Origin of the sequence: Stutzerimonas stutzeri, from assembly GCF_051028275.1 — a bacterium.
GTDB lineage: Bacteria > Pseudomonadota > Gammaproteobacteria > Pseudomonadales > Pseudomonadaceae > Stutzerimonas > Stutzerimonas stutzeri_AS.
This window is the reverse complement of sequence record NZ_CP069269.1, coordinates 741,790-756,791: the sequence shown is the minus strand read 5'-3', so window position 1 is coordinate 756,791 and position 15,002 is coordinate 741,790. Positions and strand designations below refer to the sequence as shown.

18 protein-coding genes and 1 riboswitch are annotated in these 15,002 nt (G+C 61.0%); of the genes, 6 read left to right on the top strand and 12 right to left on the bottom strand.

Features of this window, described 5'->3' with window-relative positions; genetic code table 11:
* Positions 1–186: 186 nt before the first annotated feature.
* Positions 187–400, top strand: a riboswitch (cobalamin riboswitch).
* Positions 401–494: 94 nt separating this feature from the next.
* A complete protein-coding gene (locus JQR87_RS03410; protein WP_407292583.1) occupies positions 495–2,387 on the top strand; it encodes a TonB-dependent receptor domain-containing protein in 1,893 nt (630 codons plus the stop codon).
* Here the strand turns inward: JQR87_RS03410 and JQR87_RS03405 are convergent.
* The 10 genes from JQR87_RS03405 to JQR87_RS03360 form a co-directional block, all read right to left on the bottom strand.
* A complete protein-coding gene (locus tag JQR87_RS03405) occupies positions 2,384–3,205 on the bottom strand; it encodes a cobalamin-binding protein (RefSeq protein ID WP_407292585.1) in 822 nt (273 codons plus the stop codon). The genes JQR87_RS03410 and JQR87_RS03405 overlap by 4 nt on opposite strands.
* On the bottom strand, positions 3,205–3,624 hold the full coding sequence (locus tag JQR87_RS03400; protein WP_407292587.1) for a hypothetical protein: 420 nt from the start codon (positions 3,622–3,624) through the stop codon (positions 3,205–3,207). Before JQR87_RS03400 ends, JQR87_RS03405 begins: the two co-directional genes overlap by 1 nt.
* Positions 3,621–4,238, bottom strand: coding sequence for a GTP cyclohydrolase II (ribA, locus tag JQR87_RS03395; RefSeq protein ID WP_407292589.1), 618 nt, complete (start codon positions 4,236–4,238; stop codon positions 3,621–3,623). Before ribA ends, JQR87_RS03400 begins: the two co-directional genes overlap by 4 nt.
* Positions 4,239–4,356: 118 nt before the next feature.
* Positions 4,357–5,004 carry a retropepsin-like aspartic protease family protein gene (locus JQR87_RS03390; RefSeq protein WP_407292591.1) on the bottom strand — a complete coding sequence of 216 codons (648 nt, stop codon included), beginning with the start codon at positions 5,002–5,004 and terminating at the stop codon, positions 4,357–4,359.
* A gap of 94 nt (positions 5,005–5,098) precedes the next feature.
* Complete coding sequence (locus tag JQR87_RS03385) at positions 5,099–5,599, bottom strand: phosphatidylglycerophosphatase A family protein (RefSeq protein ID WP_407292592.1); 501 nt, start codon at positions 5,597–5,599, stop codon at positions 5,099–5,101.
* 35 nt (positions 5,600–5,634) lie between these two features.
* Positions 5,635–6,597 (bottom strand): thiamine-phosphate kinase, encoded by a 963-nt coding sequence (gene thiL / locus JQR87_RS03380; protein ID WP_407297837.1) that lies wholly within the window; start codon positions 6,595–6,597, stop codon positions 5,635–5,637.
* Positions 6,598–6,607: 10 nt separating this feature from the next.
* Positions 6,608–7,093, bottom strand: coding sequence for a transcription antitermination factor NusB (nusB, locus tag JQR87_RS03375; RefSeq protein WP_122163749.1), 486 nt, complete (start codon positions 7,091–7,093; stop codon positions 6,608–6,610).
* Positions 7,090–7,566 (bottom strand): 6,7-dimethyl-8-ribityllumazine synthase, encoded by a 477-nt coding sequence (gene ribH / locus JQR87_RS03370; protein WP_019340068.1) that lies wholly within the window; start codon positions 7,564–7,566, stop codon positions 7,090–7,092. Before ribH ends, nusB begins: the two co-directional genes overlap by 4 nt.
* Positions 7,567–7,748: 182 nt before the next feature.
* Complete coding sequence (gene ribBA / locus JQR87_RS03365) at positions 7,749–8,828, bottom strand: bifunctional 3,4-dihydroxy-2-butanone-4-phosphate synthase/GTP cyclohydrolase II (RefSeq protein ID WP_407292595.1); 1,080 nt, start codon at positions 8,826–8,828, stop codon at positions 7,749–7,751.
* A 12-nt stretch (positions 8,829–8,840) separates the two neighbouring features.
* Positions 8,841–9,503: a riboflavin synthase gene (locus JQR87_RS03360; protein WP_407292597.1), complete on the bottom strand. Its 663-nt coding sequence runs from the start codon at positions 9,501–9,503 to the stop codon at positions 8,841–8,843.
* Positions 9,504–10,201: 698 nt separating this feature from the next.
* Here JQR87_RS03360 and JQR87_RS03355 point away from each other — a divergent pair.
* Together JQR87_RS03355 and JQR87_RS03350 are read left to right on the top strand one after the other, a co-directional pair.
* Positions 10,202–10,969, top strand: coding sequence for a hypothetical protein (locus JQR87_RS03355; RefSeq protein WP_407292599.1), 768 nt, complete (start codon positions 10,202–10,204; stop codon positions 10,967–10,969).
* Positions 10,970–11,093: 124 nt separating this feature from the next.
* A complete protein-coding gene (locus tag JQR87_RS03350) occupies positions 11,094–11,591 on the top strand; it encodes a GNAT family N-acetyltransferase (RefSeq protein ID WP_407292601.1) in 498 nt (165 codons plus the stop codon).
* 9 nt (positions 11,592–11,600) lie between these two features.
* On the opposite strand, the gene ribD is transcribed toward JQR87_RS03350, so the two are convergent.
* Positions 11,601–12,710, bottom strand: a complete 1,110-nt coding sequence (ribD, locus tag JQR87_RS03345; RefSeq protein WP_407292603.1) for a bifunctional diaminohydroxyphosphoribosylaminopyrimidine deaminase/5-amino-6-(5-phosphoribosylamino)uracil reductase RibD — start codon at positions 12,708–12,710, stop codon at positions 11,601–11,603.
* On the bottom strand, positions 12,707–13,174 hold the full coding sequence (nrdR, locus tag JQR87_RS03340; RefSeq protein WP_407292605.1) for a transcriptional regulator NrdR: 468 nt from the start codon (positions 13,172–13,174) through the stop codon (positions 12,707–12,709). Before nrdR ends, ribD begins: the two co-directional genes overlap by 4 nt.
* Before the next feature lie 114 nt (positions 13,175–13,288).
* Here nrdR and JQR87_RS03335 point away from each other — a divergent pair, with 114 nt between their 5' ends.
* Genes JQR87_RS03335 through thpR form a run of 3 tightly spaced genes read left to right on the top strand, consistent with a single transcriptional unit; the run spans position 13,289 to position 14,951 of the window.
* Entirely contained in the window at positions 13,289–13,717 is a 429-nt protein-coding gene (locus JQR87_RS03335; RefSeq protein ID WP_407292607.1) for a YbaY family lipoprotein, read from the top strand.
* Positions 13,714–14,391: a class I SAM-dependent methyltransferase gene (locus JQR87_RS03330; RefSeq protein WP_407292608.1), complete on the top strand. Its 678-nt coding sequence runs from the start codon at positions 13,714–13,716 to the stop codon at positions 14,389–14,391. Before JQR87_RS03335 ends, JQR87_RS03330 begins: the two co-directional genes overlap by 4 nt.
* A gap of 29 nt (positions 14,392–14,420) precedes the next feature.
* Positions 14,421–14,951 (top strand): RNA 2',3'-cyclic phosphodiesterase, encoded by a 531-nt coding sequence (thpR, locus tag JQR87_RS03325; protein WP_407292610.1) that lies wholly within the window; start codon positions 14,421–14,423, stop codon positions 14,949–14,951.
* Positions 14,952–15,002 lie beyond the last annotated feature (51 nt).

Here is a 15,002-nt window from a genome sequence, read left to right as displayed (position 1 = left end):
CTGTGAACAAGTTCCTCGCTACGGTGGAATAATCCACATCAACCCCTGCACACCTGTCGCTTCGTCGGATCAACCGCCGGTGCGAGATGCTTCAGCCCAGCTACCCGACGCTGATCGTCAACGTACCGCTGTGAGGCGCTTCATCCTGTCGCTTGTCTTTCCCTCGACCAGCCCTTAAGGTTCGCGCGATTTTCTTATCCGCCCAGGTGTGCACGACTGCGTCGTCTGCATTAAACGGGAAGCCGGTGCGCTCCAAGAGCAATGCCGGCGCTGCCCCCGCAACGGTAATCGACCGTGATCCCAGGATCACCGCCCGCTCAACCGCCACTGTGCAAGGCACGGGAAGGCGAGCGCCGTGCGCGTCGAAAGCCCGGAGACCGGCCTGACGGATTCGACTGGTGTTGCGGAGGGCAGCACCGTCAAGCGCGGCTGCCTGTCATTCGCACTTGTTCCTGCCCTCCTCAAAAGCGTTGCACTTTTGAGGATCGATCCTGATGAAACTGTCCCGTCTTACTTTGGCCATGGCGCTGCTGCATAGCGTTTCCGTGCACGCCCAGACACCTGATTACGATGATGCGCTGCAGCTCAGCGATACCATCGTGTCTGCCAACCGCGTGCCTCAGCTACGAGCCCAGGCTGCAGCCGCCACCACGGTTTTCACTCGTGCCGACATCGACCGCTTGCAGGTACGTACCGTCGCCGAGTTGCTCGAACGTGTACCGGGCGTAAGCGTCGTGCGTACCGGCGGGCCCGGCAGCCTGACCAGCATATTTGTACGTGGCACCACCAGCGGCCAAACGCTTGTGCTGGTTGATGGCCAGCGCATCGCCGCGGCTTCCAGTGGTACCAGCAGCATCGAGTTCATCGATCCGGACCATATCGAACGGGTAGAGGTTGTGAAAGGGGCGCGTTCGGCACTGTACGGATCCGATGCAATCGGTGGCGTGGTGCAGATCTTCACACGGCGAGGTAACGAGACTGGTCTCAACCCGCGTCTGCGCCTCGGCGTCGGCAGCCATTCGACCTTCGAGCGCAGCCTGGCATTGTCCGGTGGGGATGACCAGACCCGCGTGAGCCTCGCCGCGTCGCTGGACGAAACGTCCGGCATCGACGCGACTCGCCACGGCGACAGCCTCAATCGTGACGACGATGCCTTCCGCAATCGCGCGCTGAGCTTCAACCTGTTGCACAGCTTCAACGAGCACCTGGACGCTGGCTTCAGCGCACTGGATCAGCGTGGCCAGATCGAGTACGACGATGTATTCGGCCCGTCCCAGCCGACCACCGATTTCCAGCTCAGCACGACCTCAGGTTTCGTCAGCTGGCAGATCAACGAACAGTGGGCGAGCCGTTTCGAACTCGGCCACAGTGAAGACAAGCGTGACACGGGTAATGATCTGGCTGATGCCGGTCCGGAGATGTTCTATAGCTTCAACACTTACCGCGACTCGGCGAGCTGGATCAACGCGCTCTCTCTCACACCCGAGCATGAGGTCACGCTAGGCGCCGACTGGTACGAGGACCGACTGCACAGCACTACGGATTTCGTCGAAGAAGCCCGTTGGAATCATGCCGGTTTCATCCAGCATCGCTATAACGGCAGCCTGTTCTCCACCGAACTGGGCATGCGGCACGACAAGAACCAGCAATACGGGAGCCAAACGAGCTGGAATGGCGCATTGACCATTCCTCTGGATACACGCAATGACCTGATCTTGTCTTACAGCGAAGGCTTCCGCGCACCTACATTTAACGATCTTTACTACCCGGACGAGTGTTTCTTTGGCGTCTGCTATTCAAGCGCGAACCCGAACCTTTCTCCCGAACGTTCACGCAGTTACGAAGCTCAATGGCGTAGCCGCTACAGCGACAGCGGCTCGCTGGAATTGTCGGTTTATCGTATCGATATAGAGGATGCGATCGTTTCGGACATTAGCACCGGATGGCAGCCTTATAACGTACAAACGGCCCGCATCAACGGCCTTGAGGCTGCCTTGAGCGAACAAATGTTCGGCTGGCAAGCTCAACTTGCGGTCGGATTGATTGACCCGCGCGACCGAGACAGCGGCCACACCCTGCCACGACGCGCGAAACGCACCCTTAGTCTGGATCTGGATCGCGAGTTCGGCGACTTTTCGGTTGGCGCCAACTGGCGTGCTGTCAGCGGTCGCTACGATGATGCAAGCAACACGATCGAGCTCAGCGGCTATGGCTTGCTAGGTTTGCGGGGCGGCTGGAAGGTCAGCAGAGAGATCAGCGTAGAAGCCAAGCTGAACAACCTGTTGAACAAGGATTATGCCGAAGCGACATATAGCTCAGGCCGATACGAATACGCGACGGAAGGACGGACAGCGTTAGTTGCAATAACCTGGACCCCAACCCTTTAAGGCAGGCCCGGCGCGGCCTGGTCCCCCGCCTGGTTCATCACCTCGCAGAGCTTCCGGATCGCGCCAAGCATCTGGAAGCTCGGCCGCTCCAGCCCCTTGTCCGGGACTTCCCATAGCCGCCCCTTGCGCACCGCTTCCAATTGGGGCCAGGCGTTCCACTTGGCAAGCTGCGCGCCGCTACCTGCCAGGATCACCTCTGGGTTGCGGGACAGTACCGACTCAACGCTCACTTGCGGCGCGGGCAGTTGAAGGTCCGCAAAGATGTTACGGCCACCGCACACCTCGATGGCTTCGCCGATGATTTGAGGCCCGCCTAGGGTGTAAAGCGGGCGATCCCATATCTGGTAGAACACATCCAGCGGTGGCTGCCGACGATAGCGACTGCGCAGCTGTTCCAGGCCCTGTTTGAACTGGCGCTGAAGTTCAAGGCCCCGTTCATCCCGCCCAATGCGTTGACCGATGAGCTTGAATTGCTCGGCCAGTTGCTCCAGCGTGGCAGGCTGAACGACCAGCACCGGAATACTGAACTGGGCCAACTGGTCACGCTGGGCACGGGTGATGCTGTCGGGCCAGAGCAGCACCAGCGTCGGCTGCACCTGAAGAAGCTTTTCCATTTCCAGTTGACCGATACGGCCAACCGAAGGCACCCCTTCCAGCGCCGCCGGACGATCGCCGCCATCAAGAACGCCGACCAGCAGATCATCAGCTTTGAGCTCCAGCATGATTTCACTGAGCGAGGGCGCCAGGCTGACCACGCGTTCCGCAGCCGCCACCCACGGTGACACCAGCAGCGCGAGGCACAGCAGGAGGCTACGCATCACTGCAACTGGCGCGGAACGCGATAAAGAACAAGCAGTGTCAGGCTTCCGCACACAAGCAGCAGCTGCGCCACCGGCTCGAGCCCGATCGGTGCGCCAATCGCCGCCACCCAGGCAGGCAGCCCGGCAATACGCAAGGCACGCAGGCGAACATCGCGCAACGTGGCCCATGCCGAGGGCTCCGCATCGCTGCCGAATGAATGTTCGGTTTTGATCAGCGCATGTTTGTAGGCTGTAAAGCGCGGCAAGCTGAGAAATAGCAGACCCAGGCCGGCAAAGAACAGAGGGAACGCGATGAGCGCTTCGTGGCTACCGGTCAGCTGTGGAAGCTGGTTGGTTGCAAGTACCGGCACGGCTATCAGCAACAATTGAAACCAACCATCACGTGACAGCCGGCGTCGAGCAGCTGCGCGGTTCACGACTGCTCGGCTTCGCCCTGATGGATCTCGCCAAGCAGGTGGCCAAGCTTGCCAGCCTTGGTGGCAAGGTATTTCTCGTTGTGGGGGTTATGACCGATTTCCAGTGGCATGCGCTGGGCAACGCGTATACCGAACCCTTGCAGCGCCTTGACCTTGCGCGGGTTGTTGGTCATCAGCTTGATTTCGGCGATGCCCAGGTGCTCGAGCATGGGCAGGCAGATCGCGTAATCTCGCATGTCCGGGGCGAAGCCTAGGCGCTCATTGGCTTCGACGGTATCGGCACCGGCATCCTGCAGCTCGTAGGCGCGAATCTTGTTCAGCAGGCCAATGCCGCGACCTTCCTGACGTAGGTAAAGCAATGCCCCGCGCCCCTCGTCCGCGATCGCGCGCAGGGCAGCCTCGAGCTGAAAGCCACAGTCGCAGCGAAGGCTGAACAACGCATCCCCCGTCAGGCATTCGGAATGCAGTCGGCCGAGCACGGGCTTGCCGTCGGCGACATCGCCCAGGGTCAGTACGACATGTTCCTTGCCAGTGTCCTGATCGAGAAAACCATGCATGGTGAACACACCGAACGGCGTCGGCAGTTTGGAAGCGGCGACGAACACGACTGGCACCGGAAGACTCCCGAAGGCGGAAAAGCGGATATTGTAACATCAGTGCCGCAGCAACCTGTATCGGAACATCGACCCGTCAAGGGAGCGACACTGCCTGACTGCCTGACGAAACGTCAGTCTAGATCTTGGACTCCAGCTTCAGAACCCCCTGCTCCTCGCGCCAGCTGACCCGACCGAGAAAGCTCATGCCAAGCAGGGCGTCGCTAGGCGAGCCGCCTTCCACTACTACGGCTTCGACGCCAAGCACGTCGATCGCACCAACCTTCACGCTATTGAGGTTTACCTGCCAGGCCTTGGCCGTACCGCTTGCCGTGCTTACGACGATTGGCCGGCCATCGACCCGATAATCGATACCCAGACGCTTCGCCTGATTCTCGTTGATTGCCACCGAGGTGGCGCCGGTGTCGACAAGAAACTGCACGGGCTGCCCGTTGATCGAGCCTGCCACCCAATAATGTCCGCCCTGCCCCTGAGCGATGCTTAACTGACGACGCTCCGGCTCGGCAAACCCGGAACTCAGCTCACGGGTAAGCGAATAGCTACGCTCGACCCCATCCACCCGGAGCACGGCACCTTTCGAGTCAACACTGATTACCTCGACGCCGCCCGGCCCCGTTTGACCGACCCTGACCAGCTTGCGCTGACCATCGACGTTCAACACGGCAGCGCCAGGAAACAGACCAACCACCTGTACCAGTGGAGCGGCGGTAGCGGCGAGCGTTAAGAGGGATGTGAGGGAGGCAAACAGCAAGGCAACGGGTCGCATGATTAGCGGCTCCTTGAATCAGGGCATATGGCATTGTTTCACGTGCTCTTCAGACATTGCAGCGATCCGACGCACAGCCCGAGCTGCCGAAGGATCAGCCCAGCAACCGCACCGCTATATGCATGATGCCGCAAGCGGCGAACCCGGCCAGGATGTCATCCAGCATGATGCCCAGCCCGCCGTGAACCTGACGATCAACCCAACTGATCGGCCAGGGCTTGAGGATGTCGAGCAGGCGGAAAACGACAAATCCGAGCAGCAACCAATACCAACCGGGGGGCACGAGCCAGAAGGTGATCCAGATACCAGCGAACTCATCCCATACGATGCCTTCGTGGTCGTGCACGCCCAAATCCTGTGCGACCTTGCCACACAGCCAGATGCCGAACAGCATGCTCGCAAGGATCAGCGCACCGTAGCCCCAGTTCGGCAGTATCTGCCACAGCGGCACGAACGCCAGCGCTACCAGCGATCCCCAGGTACCTGGTGCTTTGGGCAGGGTGCCGGAGCCAAAACCAAAAGCCAGGTTATGCCAGGGGTTGCTCCAGACCGAGTGTGGGATCGGCTCGACGGTAGGCTGCAGGGAATCAGTCAAACGGTTGTCCTCATTTCTAGCCGAGCGCCACCGGCTCAGTTTGCGAAGTGGTTGTAGCCGCACTGGCCGAGACTGACGGAATTTCCATCAGCATCGACCAGCCGGACGCCCTCACCCTCGGCGACATGCCCGATCACATGGATGGGCCATCCTTCGGTCTGCATGCCGCGTAGCGCATCGGCCGGTAAGGTGAACGCCAGGATATAGTCATCACCGCCCGCCAAGCCGCAATGCAGGGCATGCTCAGTCCCGGCGAAGCGCAACAGCGAATCCGATAGCGGCACCCTGCTTCGCTCGATCACCAGCGAAACAGATGACGCCGTGGCGATATGTGAGCAATCGGCCAGCAGGCCATCAGAGATGTCCAGCGCCGCGGTTGCCTTGCCGCGCAATGCCTGACCGAGCGAGAGCTGAGGTTGTGGCGACCAGTAGCGCCGCAGCAGCGCTGCCGCCTCGACAGCGTTCGCCTCCCGCTCGCCAAGGACGATCGGCAAAGCTCCCGCCGCATCTCCAAGCGCACCACCCACACAGAGCAGATCACCAGGCTGCGCGCCGCTTCTCAGCAACGCCTGGCCTAGAGGCACGCGCCCGAACACCGTCAGCGTCATGCTCAGCGGGCCACGTGTGGTGTCGCCGCCGATCAGGCGCATGTCGCATTTGGCGGCCATGCTGTCGAGCCCACGGGCGAACTCGGCCAGCCAGTCGGAATCGGCAGAAGGAATCGTCAGCGCCAGGGTGAAGCCAATAGGCGTCGCGCCCATTCCAGCCAGGTCGCTGGTCGAGACGGCCAACGCGCGCTGACCAAGCAGATAGGGATCGCACGGGTCGGGGAAATGCACGCCAGCGACGAGCGTGTCTGTGGAAACCGCCAACTGCTCACCGGCTGCGACGCTGAGCAACGCGCAGTCATCGCCTATGCCCAGCGCGACATCGCCGCCAACCCTGGCACAAGCAGCGGCGGCGAAGTAGTGGCGGATCAGCTCGAACTCACCCATCAGAGGCGTTGGCTCAGCGCTTGTGGGCGCCGACCTCGGCACTGCGCAGACTGGGCGCCAGCTTGTCCAGCACGCCATTGACGAACTTGTGCCCGTCAGTGGCGCCGAACACCTTGGCCAGCTCGATACCCTCATTGATCACCACCCGGTATGGCACATCGATGCGATGCATCAGCTCGTAGGTGGACAAGCGCAGGACAGCCAGCTCGACCGGGTCGAGCTCTTCGAGCGGACGATCGAGATGAGGCACGATGGCGCCATCGACCTCGGTCTTCGCGCGCGCAACGCCCGTCAACAGTTCATGAAAGTAGTTGCCGTCGACACCCGAGAAATCGTTGTCGACGCGAAACTGCGCCTCGATTTCGTTGAGGCTCTGGCCGGCCATGTGCCACTGATACAGCGCCTGCATCGCCAGGCTGCGCGCGACACGTCGTGTCGCGATCTTGCCCTTGGCCTTTGGCTGCGGAGCGTCCTGGCTGTCGTCGTGATTAAGGCTCACTTGGCCTCCAGCTGCGCCAGCAGGCTCACCATTTCAAGCGCGGACAGTGCAGCTTCGGCGCCCTTGTTGCCGGCTTTGGTGCCTGAGCGTTCGATGGCTTGTTCGATGGAATCGACAGTCAACACGCCAAACGCGACCGGCACGCCGAACTCCATGGAGACCTGCGAGAGGCCCTTGGTGCATTCACCAGCGACGTACTCAAAATGCGGTGTGCCGCCACGAATGACTGCGCCGAGCGCGATGATCGCGTCGTACTCGCCCTGCTGGGCAACCTTCTGCGCGACCAGCGGAATTTCGAAGGCGCCCGGGGCGCGGATGATGGTGATGGCGTCTTCGGCGATGCCGTGGCGCACCAGCGCATCGACGGCGCCGCTTACCAGGCTCTCGACAACGAAGCTGTTGAAGCGGCCAACGACCAGGGCGAACTTGCCCTGCGGGGCGATGAAGGTACCTTCGATGGTCTTCAGTGTCATGGAAACGAATCTCATATAGCGTTAAAGAGCTTGTGGGCAAAGGCAGCCCGGCGGATCAGCGCGTAGCGAGCGCAGGACAGACAAGGCAAAAACAGGTGAGGCGGCGGAGTTTATTGATTGTAAATGAGCAAGCCTCGCCTGTTTTAAACGCAGTATGTCCAAGCGCAGTAGCGCGGCAGCCCTTACTCAGCGGGCAGGTATTCTACAACTTCCAGGTCGAAGCCGGATATCGCGTTGAACTTCATGGGCGAACTCATCAGGCGCATCTTGCGTACCCCGAGGTCGCGAAGGATCTGCGAACCAGCCCCCACCGTGCTGTAGGTCGCCGGGCTCGGCGACTGTTGACGATTGAGTTGCGCCAGCAGCTGCGGTCCGGTCAGGGGGTTACCCAGCAGCAGGACAACGCCACTACCCGCCTTGGCCACCTCACTCATTGCAGCCCGCAGGCTCCAGCGACCCGGCACGGTTACCATCAGCAGATCACGTAGCGGTTCCATGTTGTGCACACGAACCAGGGTAGGCTCTTCCGGCGAAATCTCCCCGCGGGTCAACGCCATGTGCACGGTGTCTTCCACGCCGTCGCGGTAGGTGACCAGCTTGAACTGGCCCAGCTCGGTTTCCAGCGGCTGCTCGGATACACGCTCGACCGTGCGCTCGTGGATCATCCGGTAGTGAATCAGATCGGCAATGGTGCCTATCTTCAATCCGTGCTGTTCGGCGAACAGCTCAAGTTCCGGGCGGCGCGCCATGGTGCCGTCGTCATTCATGATTTCGCAGATCACCCCAGATGGCTCGAAACCGGCCATGCGAGCCAGGTCGCAGGCCGCTTCGGTGTGCCCGGCTCGCGCCAGGACGCCGCCAGGTTGCGCCATCAACGGAAAGATATGACCGGGGCTGACGATGTCTTCGGCTACGGCGTTCTTCGCCACGGCAGCCTGCACGGTGCGTGCGCGGTCGGCCGCGGAGATGCCGGTGGTCACGCCGACCGCAGCCTCGATTGAAACGGTGAACTTGGTGCCGAAACCGGAACCGTTACGCGGCGCCATCAGCGGCAGTTGCAGGGTCTCGCAGCGTTCGCGGGTCATCGGCATGCAGATCAGGCCACGTGCGAAACGGGCCATGAAGTTGATGTGTTCAGCCGTGACGCATTCCGAGGCGACGATGATGTCACCCTCGTTCTCGCGGTCTTCGTCATCCATGAGGATGACCATCTTGCCGGCGCGGATGTCTTCGATCAGTTCTTCAGCGGTATTCAGAGCCATGGTGGCCAATCCTTACTTATTCAGATAGCCGTGTTCGGCCAGGAAGCTTTCGGTCAGGCCCGAGGTGTTGGGCTCGGCGGCCTTGTCGCCCATCAGCAGGCGCTCGAGATAGCGTGCTAACAGATCCACTTCCAGATTCACCTTCCGCCCAGCTCGGTAGTCGACCATGATGGTTTCAGCCAGGGTGTGCGGAACGATGGTGAGCTCGAATTCCGCACCATTGACCGTATTGACCGTCAGGCTGGTGCCATCCACCGTGATCGAGCCTTTCAGCGCGATGTATTTGGCCAGTTCACGCGGTGCGCGGATGCGGAACTGAACGGCGCGGGCATTTTCCTCTCGCGAGATCACTTCGCCCACGCCATCAACGTGACCGCTGACCAGATGCCCGCCAAGACGGCTGCTGGGTGTCAGGGCTTTCTCAAGGTTGACTCGGCTGCCGGCCTTGAGATCGACGAAGGCCGTGCGAGCCAGCGTCTCGCGGCTGACGTCAGCCCAGAAACCATTGCCCGGCAATTCGACGGCGGTCAGGCAGACGCCATTGACCGCAATGCTATCGCCGAGCTTGACGTCGCCCAGGTCCAGCTTGCCGGTTTCGACCAGCACACGCACGTCACCGCCTTTCGGCGTCATTGCGCGGATGGTGCCGATGGATTCGATTATTCCTGTGAACATGCGGCCTCCCGTGGAAGGCTGTTGAAACGATGCATATGACGAACTCCTGTTTTGGAAAAAACAGGGCGTTGCAGATCGATAGGGAGTAGACGCGCGCACGAACGGCGCCCGTCGAGGCATCCCGCTCTCTCTCATCCGGACTATACCGTCGGCCCCGGAATCACACCGGGTCTGCTGACCTTGCCAATGCAAGCGCTCGCGGGCTAAACGCATTGAAAGCTACTGCGCCCACGACAAGCTGCGTTGTGACCCTTCTCTCGTCGGGTCACGCCTTGCCTGCCACGGGCTCGCTACGCTTTCGACCTTCTTAATTGCGTATTACCGCCGGTGGGGAATCTCACCCCGCCCTGAGAACGTGGGCCATTCAAGGCCCGGCGCAGTTTTTACCACAGATGGGCCTTTTCTGCAGCCGGCACACAACCGTTTGCTTAGTGCTGCCAATGCAACGAAACATTTAAACGTTCACGCAACTAGCGCTGCGCTTGTTGGTCCATACGCATCGCATCGGTTTCTCGGACGCGAATCCCGCTAACCGTACCGATGTAACGCAAGACGATCAGGAAGGAACGTCAATCCCGCAATTCTTCGTACCGACACGCCGAGCCAGGGTCTGCTCGCATCTGCGGTCCCAGCACGCTGCACATAGGACACGATCAGGACGAACGCTCCGAACCTTCACATGTGCCAGGAGGTTGGGTATGTCAGAGGTTACGGCAATGGAACCGTCGGCGGCCGCGCAGGCAGCGGACATCGACCGCCAGGGTTATGCGGTCATCGAGCACTACATTTCACCAGAACAACTCGAACTGGGCCGTGCATTCATTGCACAGCAGGCTGCGAACCACGGCGGTGAGTATTTCGCTATCCACGGCATTGAGGCCTTGGGTGGCAGCCTGATCGCCGGGCTGGCACTTTCGCCCCCGTTCAAAGAAAAGATGGCTGAGCTCTATCGCCTCCAGACTGGGCGGGAGCCGTCCGCGACCGAGCAGGTCTTTCCGGTTATTCGTTGTCTGCAAGGGCGCAGTGGCCTCAAGCAGTCGCACTTCTACCACTTCGACGCCACAGCCGTTACCGCACTACTTCCGCTGTTCATCCCAACTGAAGGAGAGCACTGCGGCGATCTGATCATCTTCCCCAATACGCGACATATCCGATTCAATGCGTTGCGTAATGTCATCGAAAAGGCCGTGCTACATAACACTGTCAGTCAGAAATTGGTCGCCTTTGCAGTGCGTCGCGGTTGGCTCAAACCGATCCGCCTTAAGCTGGTGCCCGGAAACCTGTATCTGTTCTCCGGTTACCGCAGCCTGCACGCGAACGACGTATGCGATCCCGCCATGCTGCGCGCCACGGCCCTGTTCCACTTTGGCAATCCGCATCACGAAAGCGTGCTGGCGCGATTGCTACTGGGCGCCAACAAACGCAGGGCCAAGCTGGATCACAATGGGCTGAGGCCGGTTAACTAGAAACCAGGACGGCATGTTCTCGCACGCCTCGGGCGGCGAGAACATGCTGAGCATCAGGCGCAGGCCATGACCGGGCCTGATCCCGTATGCTGTGCTGCCCTTTGATGTGCTGCGAGGTGTCGCATTGACTGATCAAACAGTAACGTACTTTCTCGAGATGACTGCCCCTTCGCAGCTACGGGCAAAGCCAGTACCGCAAGACCTGTTTATCAGCGAGTGCGAGATAAAGCAGTTCCGCTTCAACCAGTTTCTCTATGGTTTGATAGGCGGTCCCTGGCAATGGACCGAACGACTCGACCAGCCTGACGACGTCTGGCAACGAGAAATTGAAAGCCCCGACCATCGCACCTGGGTCGCCTACCACCGAGGAGCCATCGCTGGCTATTACGAGCTACGTCGACAGGGCGACGACGTAGAGATTCTCTATTTCGGACTGGAGGCCGGCTTCTTTGGCCGCGGCTTTGGCGGCAGCCTGCTGAGTCACGCCATCGACAATGCCTGGAAATGGCCAGGTGCCCGCCGAGTTTGGGTGCATACCTGCAGCCTCGACCACCCGAGTGCGCTGCAGAACTACCAGGCCCGAGGTTTCAGCCTATACGACACCAGGATCGGCATCGAATAAAACTGGGCATCAGCTCGTTGGCACCGCGACGATCTTCCAGTCGTCGCCTACTGCTCGGATATCCTTGATCTTCAGTTCTCGAGCCTCGCTCATGTACTCCAGCGGCAGGTCGAGGAGTGGTCGTGCAGAGGAACCGAGAAATTTCGCAGCGACGAATATCTGGTATTCATCGATCAGCCCCAGCGAGGCGAAAGCACCGGCCAGTCGCGGCCCCGCTTCGAGCAGCACTTCATTGACATCACGCTTGGCCAGTTCACGCAACAAGCTGCGCAGATCCACGTGCCCTGCCTCGCCTGGCAGCGTCAGCAGCTCATGACCGGCAAACCGATACCGAGCGGCCTGCTCATCACTGCTGCTCACGACCAATGCCGGCCCCGCCTGGAAAAAGGGTGCGTCCAGCGGCACGCGTTGGCGACCGTCGACCAGCACGCGCAGCGGTTGGCGTTGTAACGCCAGCGTGGCTGCCTCGTCATCCAACCGGAGCTCTGCGGCGCGCACCGTCAGTCGAGCCTTGTCCATCAGCACCGTGTCTGCACCGGTGAGCACCACGCTCGATTGCGCGCGCAGCCGCTGCACTTCACTGCGTGCAGCCGACCCGGTGATCCATTGGCTTTCGCCGCTGGCCATCGCGGTCCGGCCATCGAGGCTCATCGCCAGCTTGGCGCGCAAATAAGGTAGCCCCGCCTCCATGCGTTTGATGAAGCCCGGATTCAATCCGCGCGCTTCGCTTTCCAACACCCCGCTGACCACCTCGATGCCGGCGCTGCGCAACAGCTCGAGTCCACGGCCAGCGACCTGAGGATTTGGGTCCTGCATGGCGGCGACCACGCGAGTTATCCCTGCCTTGACCAACGCTTCAGCGCAAGGCGGCGTTCGCCCATGATGGCTGCACGGCTCAAGGGTGACATAGGCAGTTGCGCCAAGGGCGCACTCGCCAGCCTGACGCAAAGCATGCACCTCGGCGTGTGGCTCCCCGGCGCGAACGTGCCAGCCCTCACCTACCCGCTCACCGTTCTTGACGATGACGCAGCCTACGCGTGGATTGGGGTGCGTCGAATACAGCCCCTTGCGCGCCAATTGCAGCGCCTGTGCCATCCAGGCGTGGTCGTTGGAGGTCATTCGGTTTTGGCCGGCTCACGTGAGAGGCGCTCAATTTCCTCGCGGAATTCATTGAGGTCCTGGAAGCGACGGTAAACAGAAGCGAAGCGGATGTAGGCGACTTCATCGAGCTTCTGCAACTCGACCATCACCAGCTCCCCCAGTACGCGCGACTTGATTTCGCGCTCACCGGTGGCCCGCAGCCGATGCTTGATGTGGGCGATGGCTTCTTCCAGGCGCTCGACGCTGACCGGGCGTTTTTCCAGCGCGCGCTGCATACCGGCACGCAACTTGTCCTCGTCGAACGGCTGACGGCTGCCGTCCTGCTTGATCAAGCGCGGCATGACCAGTTCGGCAGTCTCGAAGGTGGTGAAACGCTCACCGCAGGCGAGGCATTCGCGGCGACGGCGCACCTGGTCGCCTTCGGCCACGAGGCGCGAGTCGATGACTTTGGTGTCATGTGCACCACAGAAGGGACAATGCATGGGCTAGAGCTGTCAGACGTCGGGACAGCCATGGTAGCGCATCCCGCCGGCAAGACAAATCGAGCCAATTGTTGCTATACAGGCGCGCATCAACCTCATGTTATGGAGCCGTCCGTGCAGTTACGCCCCTTCGTTGTGCCTGCTTTGCTGCTGGTGCTGGCTGGGTGTTCGAGTGAACAATCCCAGCGTCCTATCGCGGCCGTCACGTTCGAGGAGCCGCCGCAGGCCACCACCCTCATGCACGAACTGCACGGCAGCCTGATCGGCGTCCCGGCCGACAGTGAAGTCGAGCTGGCGCTTCTGGAGGTCAATCGCCGTGACCAGCCAGACCGACTACTGAGCAATGTAAAGCTGCAGGGCCGGGGAACCGAGCTGCCGTTCATTCTCAAGTTCAACGCCGAGAAATTTCCGAAGGGTCAGGACGTGGAACTGCGTGGCCGGGTGACCCGTTCAGGGCAGTTGATCATGCGCCTGCCTGCCGTACAGGTCAGCAGCCCGGCCAATCAGTCTCTTGGCCCGCTGCATCTGGTGCCGGCGCCTTGACCCCGCCCGCTGTGCTGCGACAGGCACTGACCGAGCTGCTCGGCGATGCTTCGCTGAGCATCGAGTCACTGCCCAGCACTGATATCCAACTGTGGCTGATTGATGCGGGAAACATGGACCGTGCGTTCAGCCCCGAGGAAACCCGGCGGGTCCTCCAAGAGCCGCCATACTGGTGTTTCTGCTGGGCCAGCGGCCTAGTCCTGGCTCGCTGGCTGGCTGAACGGCCTGACTGGGTACGTGGCAAGCGCGTCCTTGATTTCGGCGCAGGGTCAGGTGTCGCCGCCATTGCCGCTGCAAAGGCTGGCGCTGCCGAAGTAGTAGCCTGTGACCTGGACCCGTTGGCCCTGGCCGCCTGTCGCGCCAACGCGGAACTCAACGGCGTGCAGCTCCACTATTCGGATGATTTTTTCGCTGAGGCTGACCGCTACGATTTGATCATCGTCGCCGACGTGCTCTATGACCGGGCTAACCTGCCGCTGCTCAACGAGTTTCTCAGCCGCGGTAAAGAGGCTCTGGTCGCTGACTCACGCGTGCGGGATTTTCAGCACCCGCTGTATGAGCGTCTGGACATCCTTGACGCCTGCACATGGCCGGATCTGGCCGAACCCGCGGAATTCCGTCGGGTGAGTCTTTACCATGCCTGTCGCGAAGGCACATCCGTCGCGATGTGCTGAAACGCAGCACCTACCGCACAGGAGGAGATATGCCGATCGAAAAACCATTACGCCTGTTCTTCGCCCTGGCCTGCCCTTCCGACCTGGCCGAAGCTATCTGCAACTGGCGCGACAGTCATGAGATAGGTGGTCGCCCCGTCGCGCAAGCCAACCTGCATCTGACCTTGGCTTTTCTCGGCAACCAACCTGCAGCCGCGGTGGATGGTCTGAAGCAGCTTGCCGCTAACCTGCGCGCGGATACGTTCACACTGCAACTCGACCAGCTGCAGATGATCGGCAAGGATTTCGCCTGCCTGATGCCCAGCCAGAGCCCCTTGCCGTTAATGGATCTCGTCGGGCAATTGCACGCCGGGATATCCGCGCACGGAGTCGTGCTTGATTCACGACCGTTTTTGCCGCACGTCACGCTTTCACGCCATGTTCACGCCTTGCCCGATATCCAGCCACATGCGTTCCAGTGGGCTGTGAGCCGGTTCGGCCTCTATCTGTCCGAAAACACCCCACAGGGCGCTCATTACACCGAGGTGGCTAGCTGGCCGCTGGCTGCGCCGAGCCGCTGAACACTCGCAACCTGCGCCCTTGCTTCCGAATCGTCTCGCCCCCACTTACCA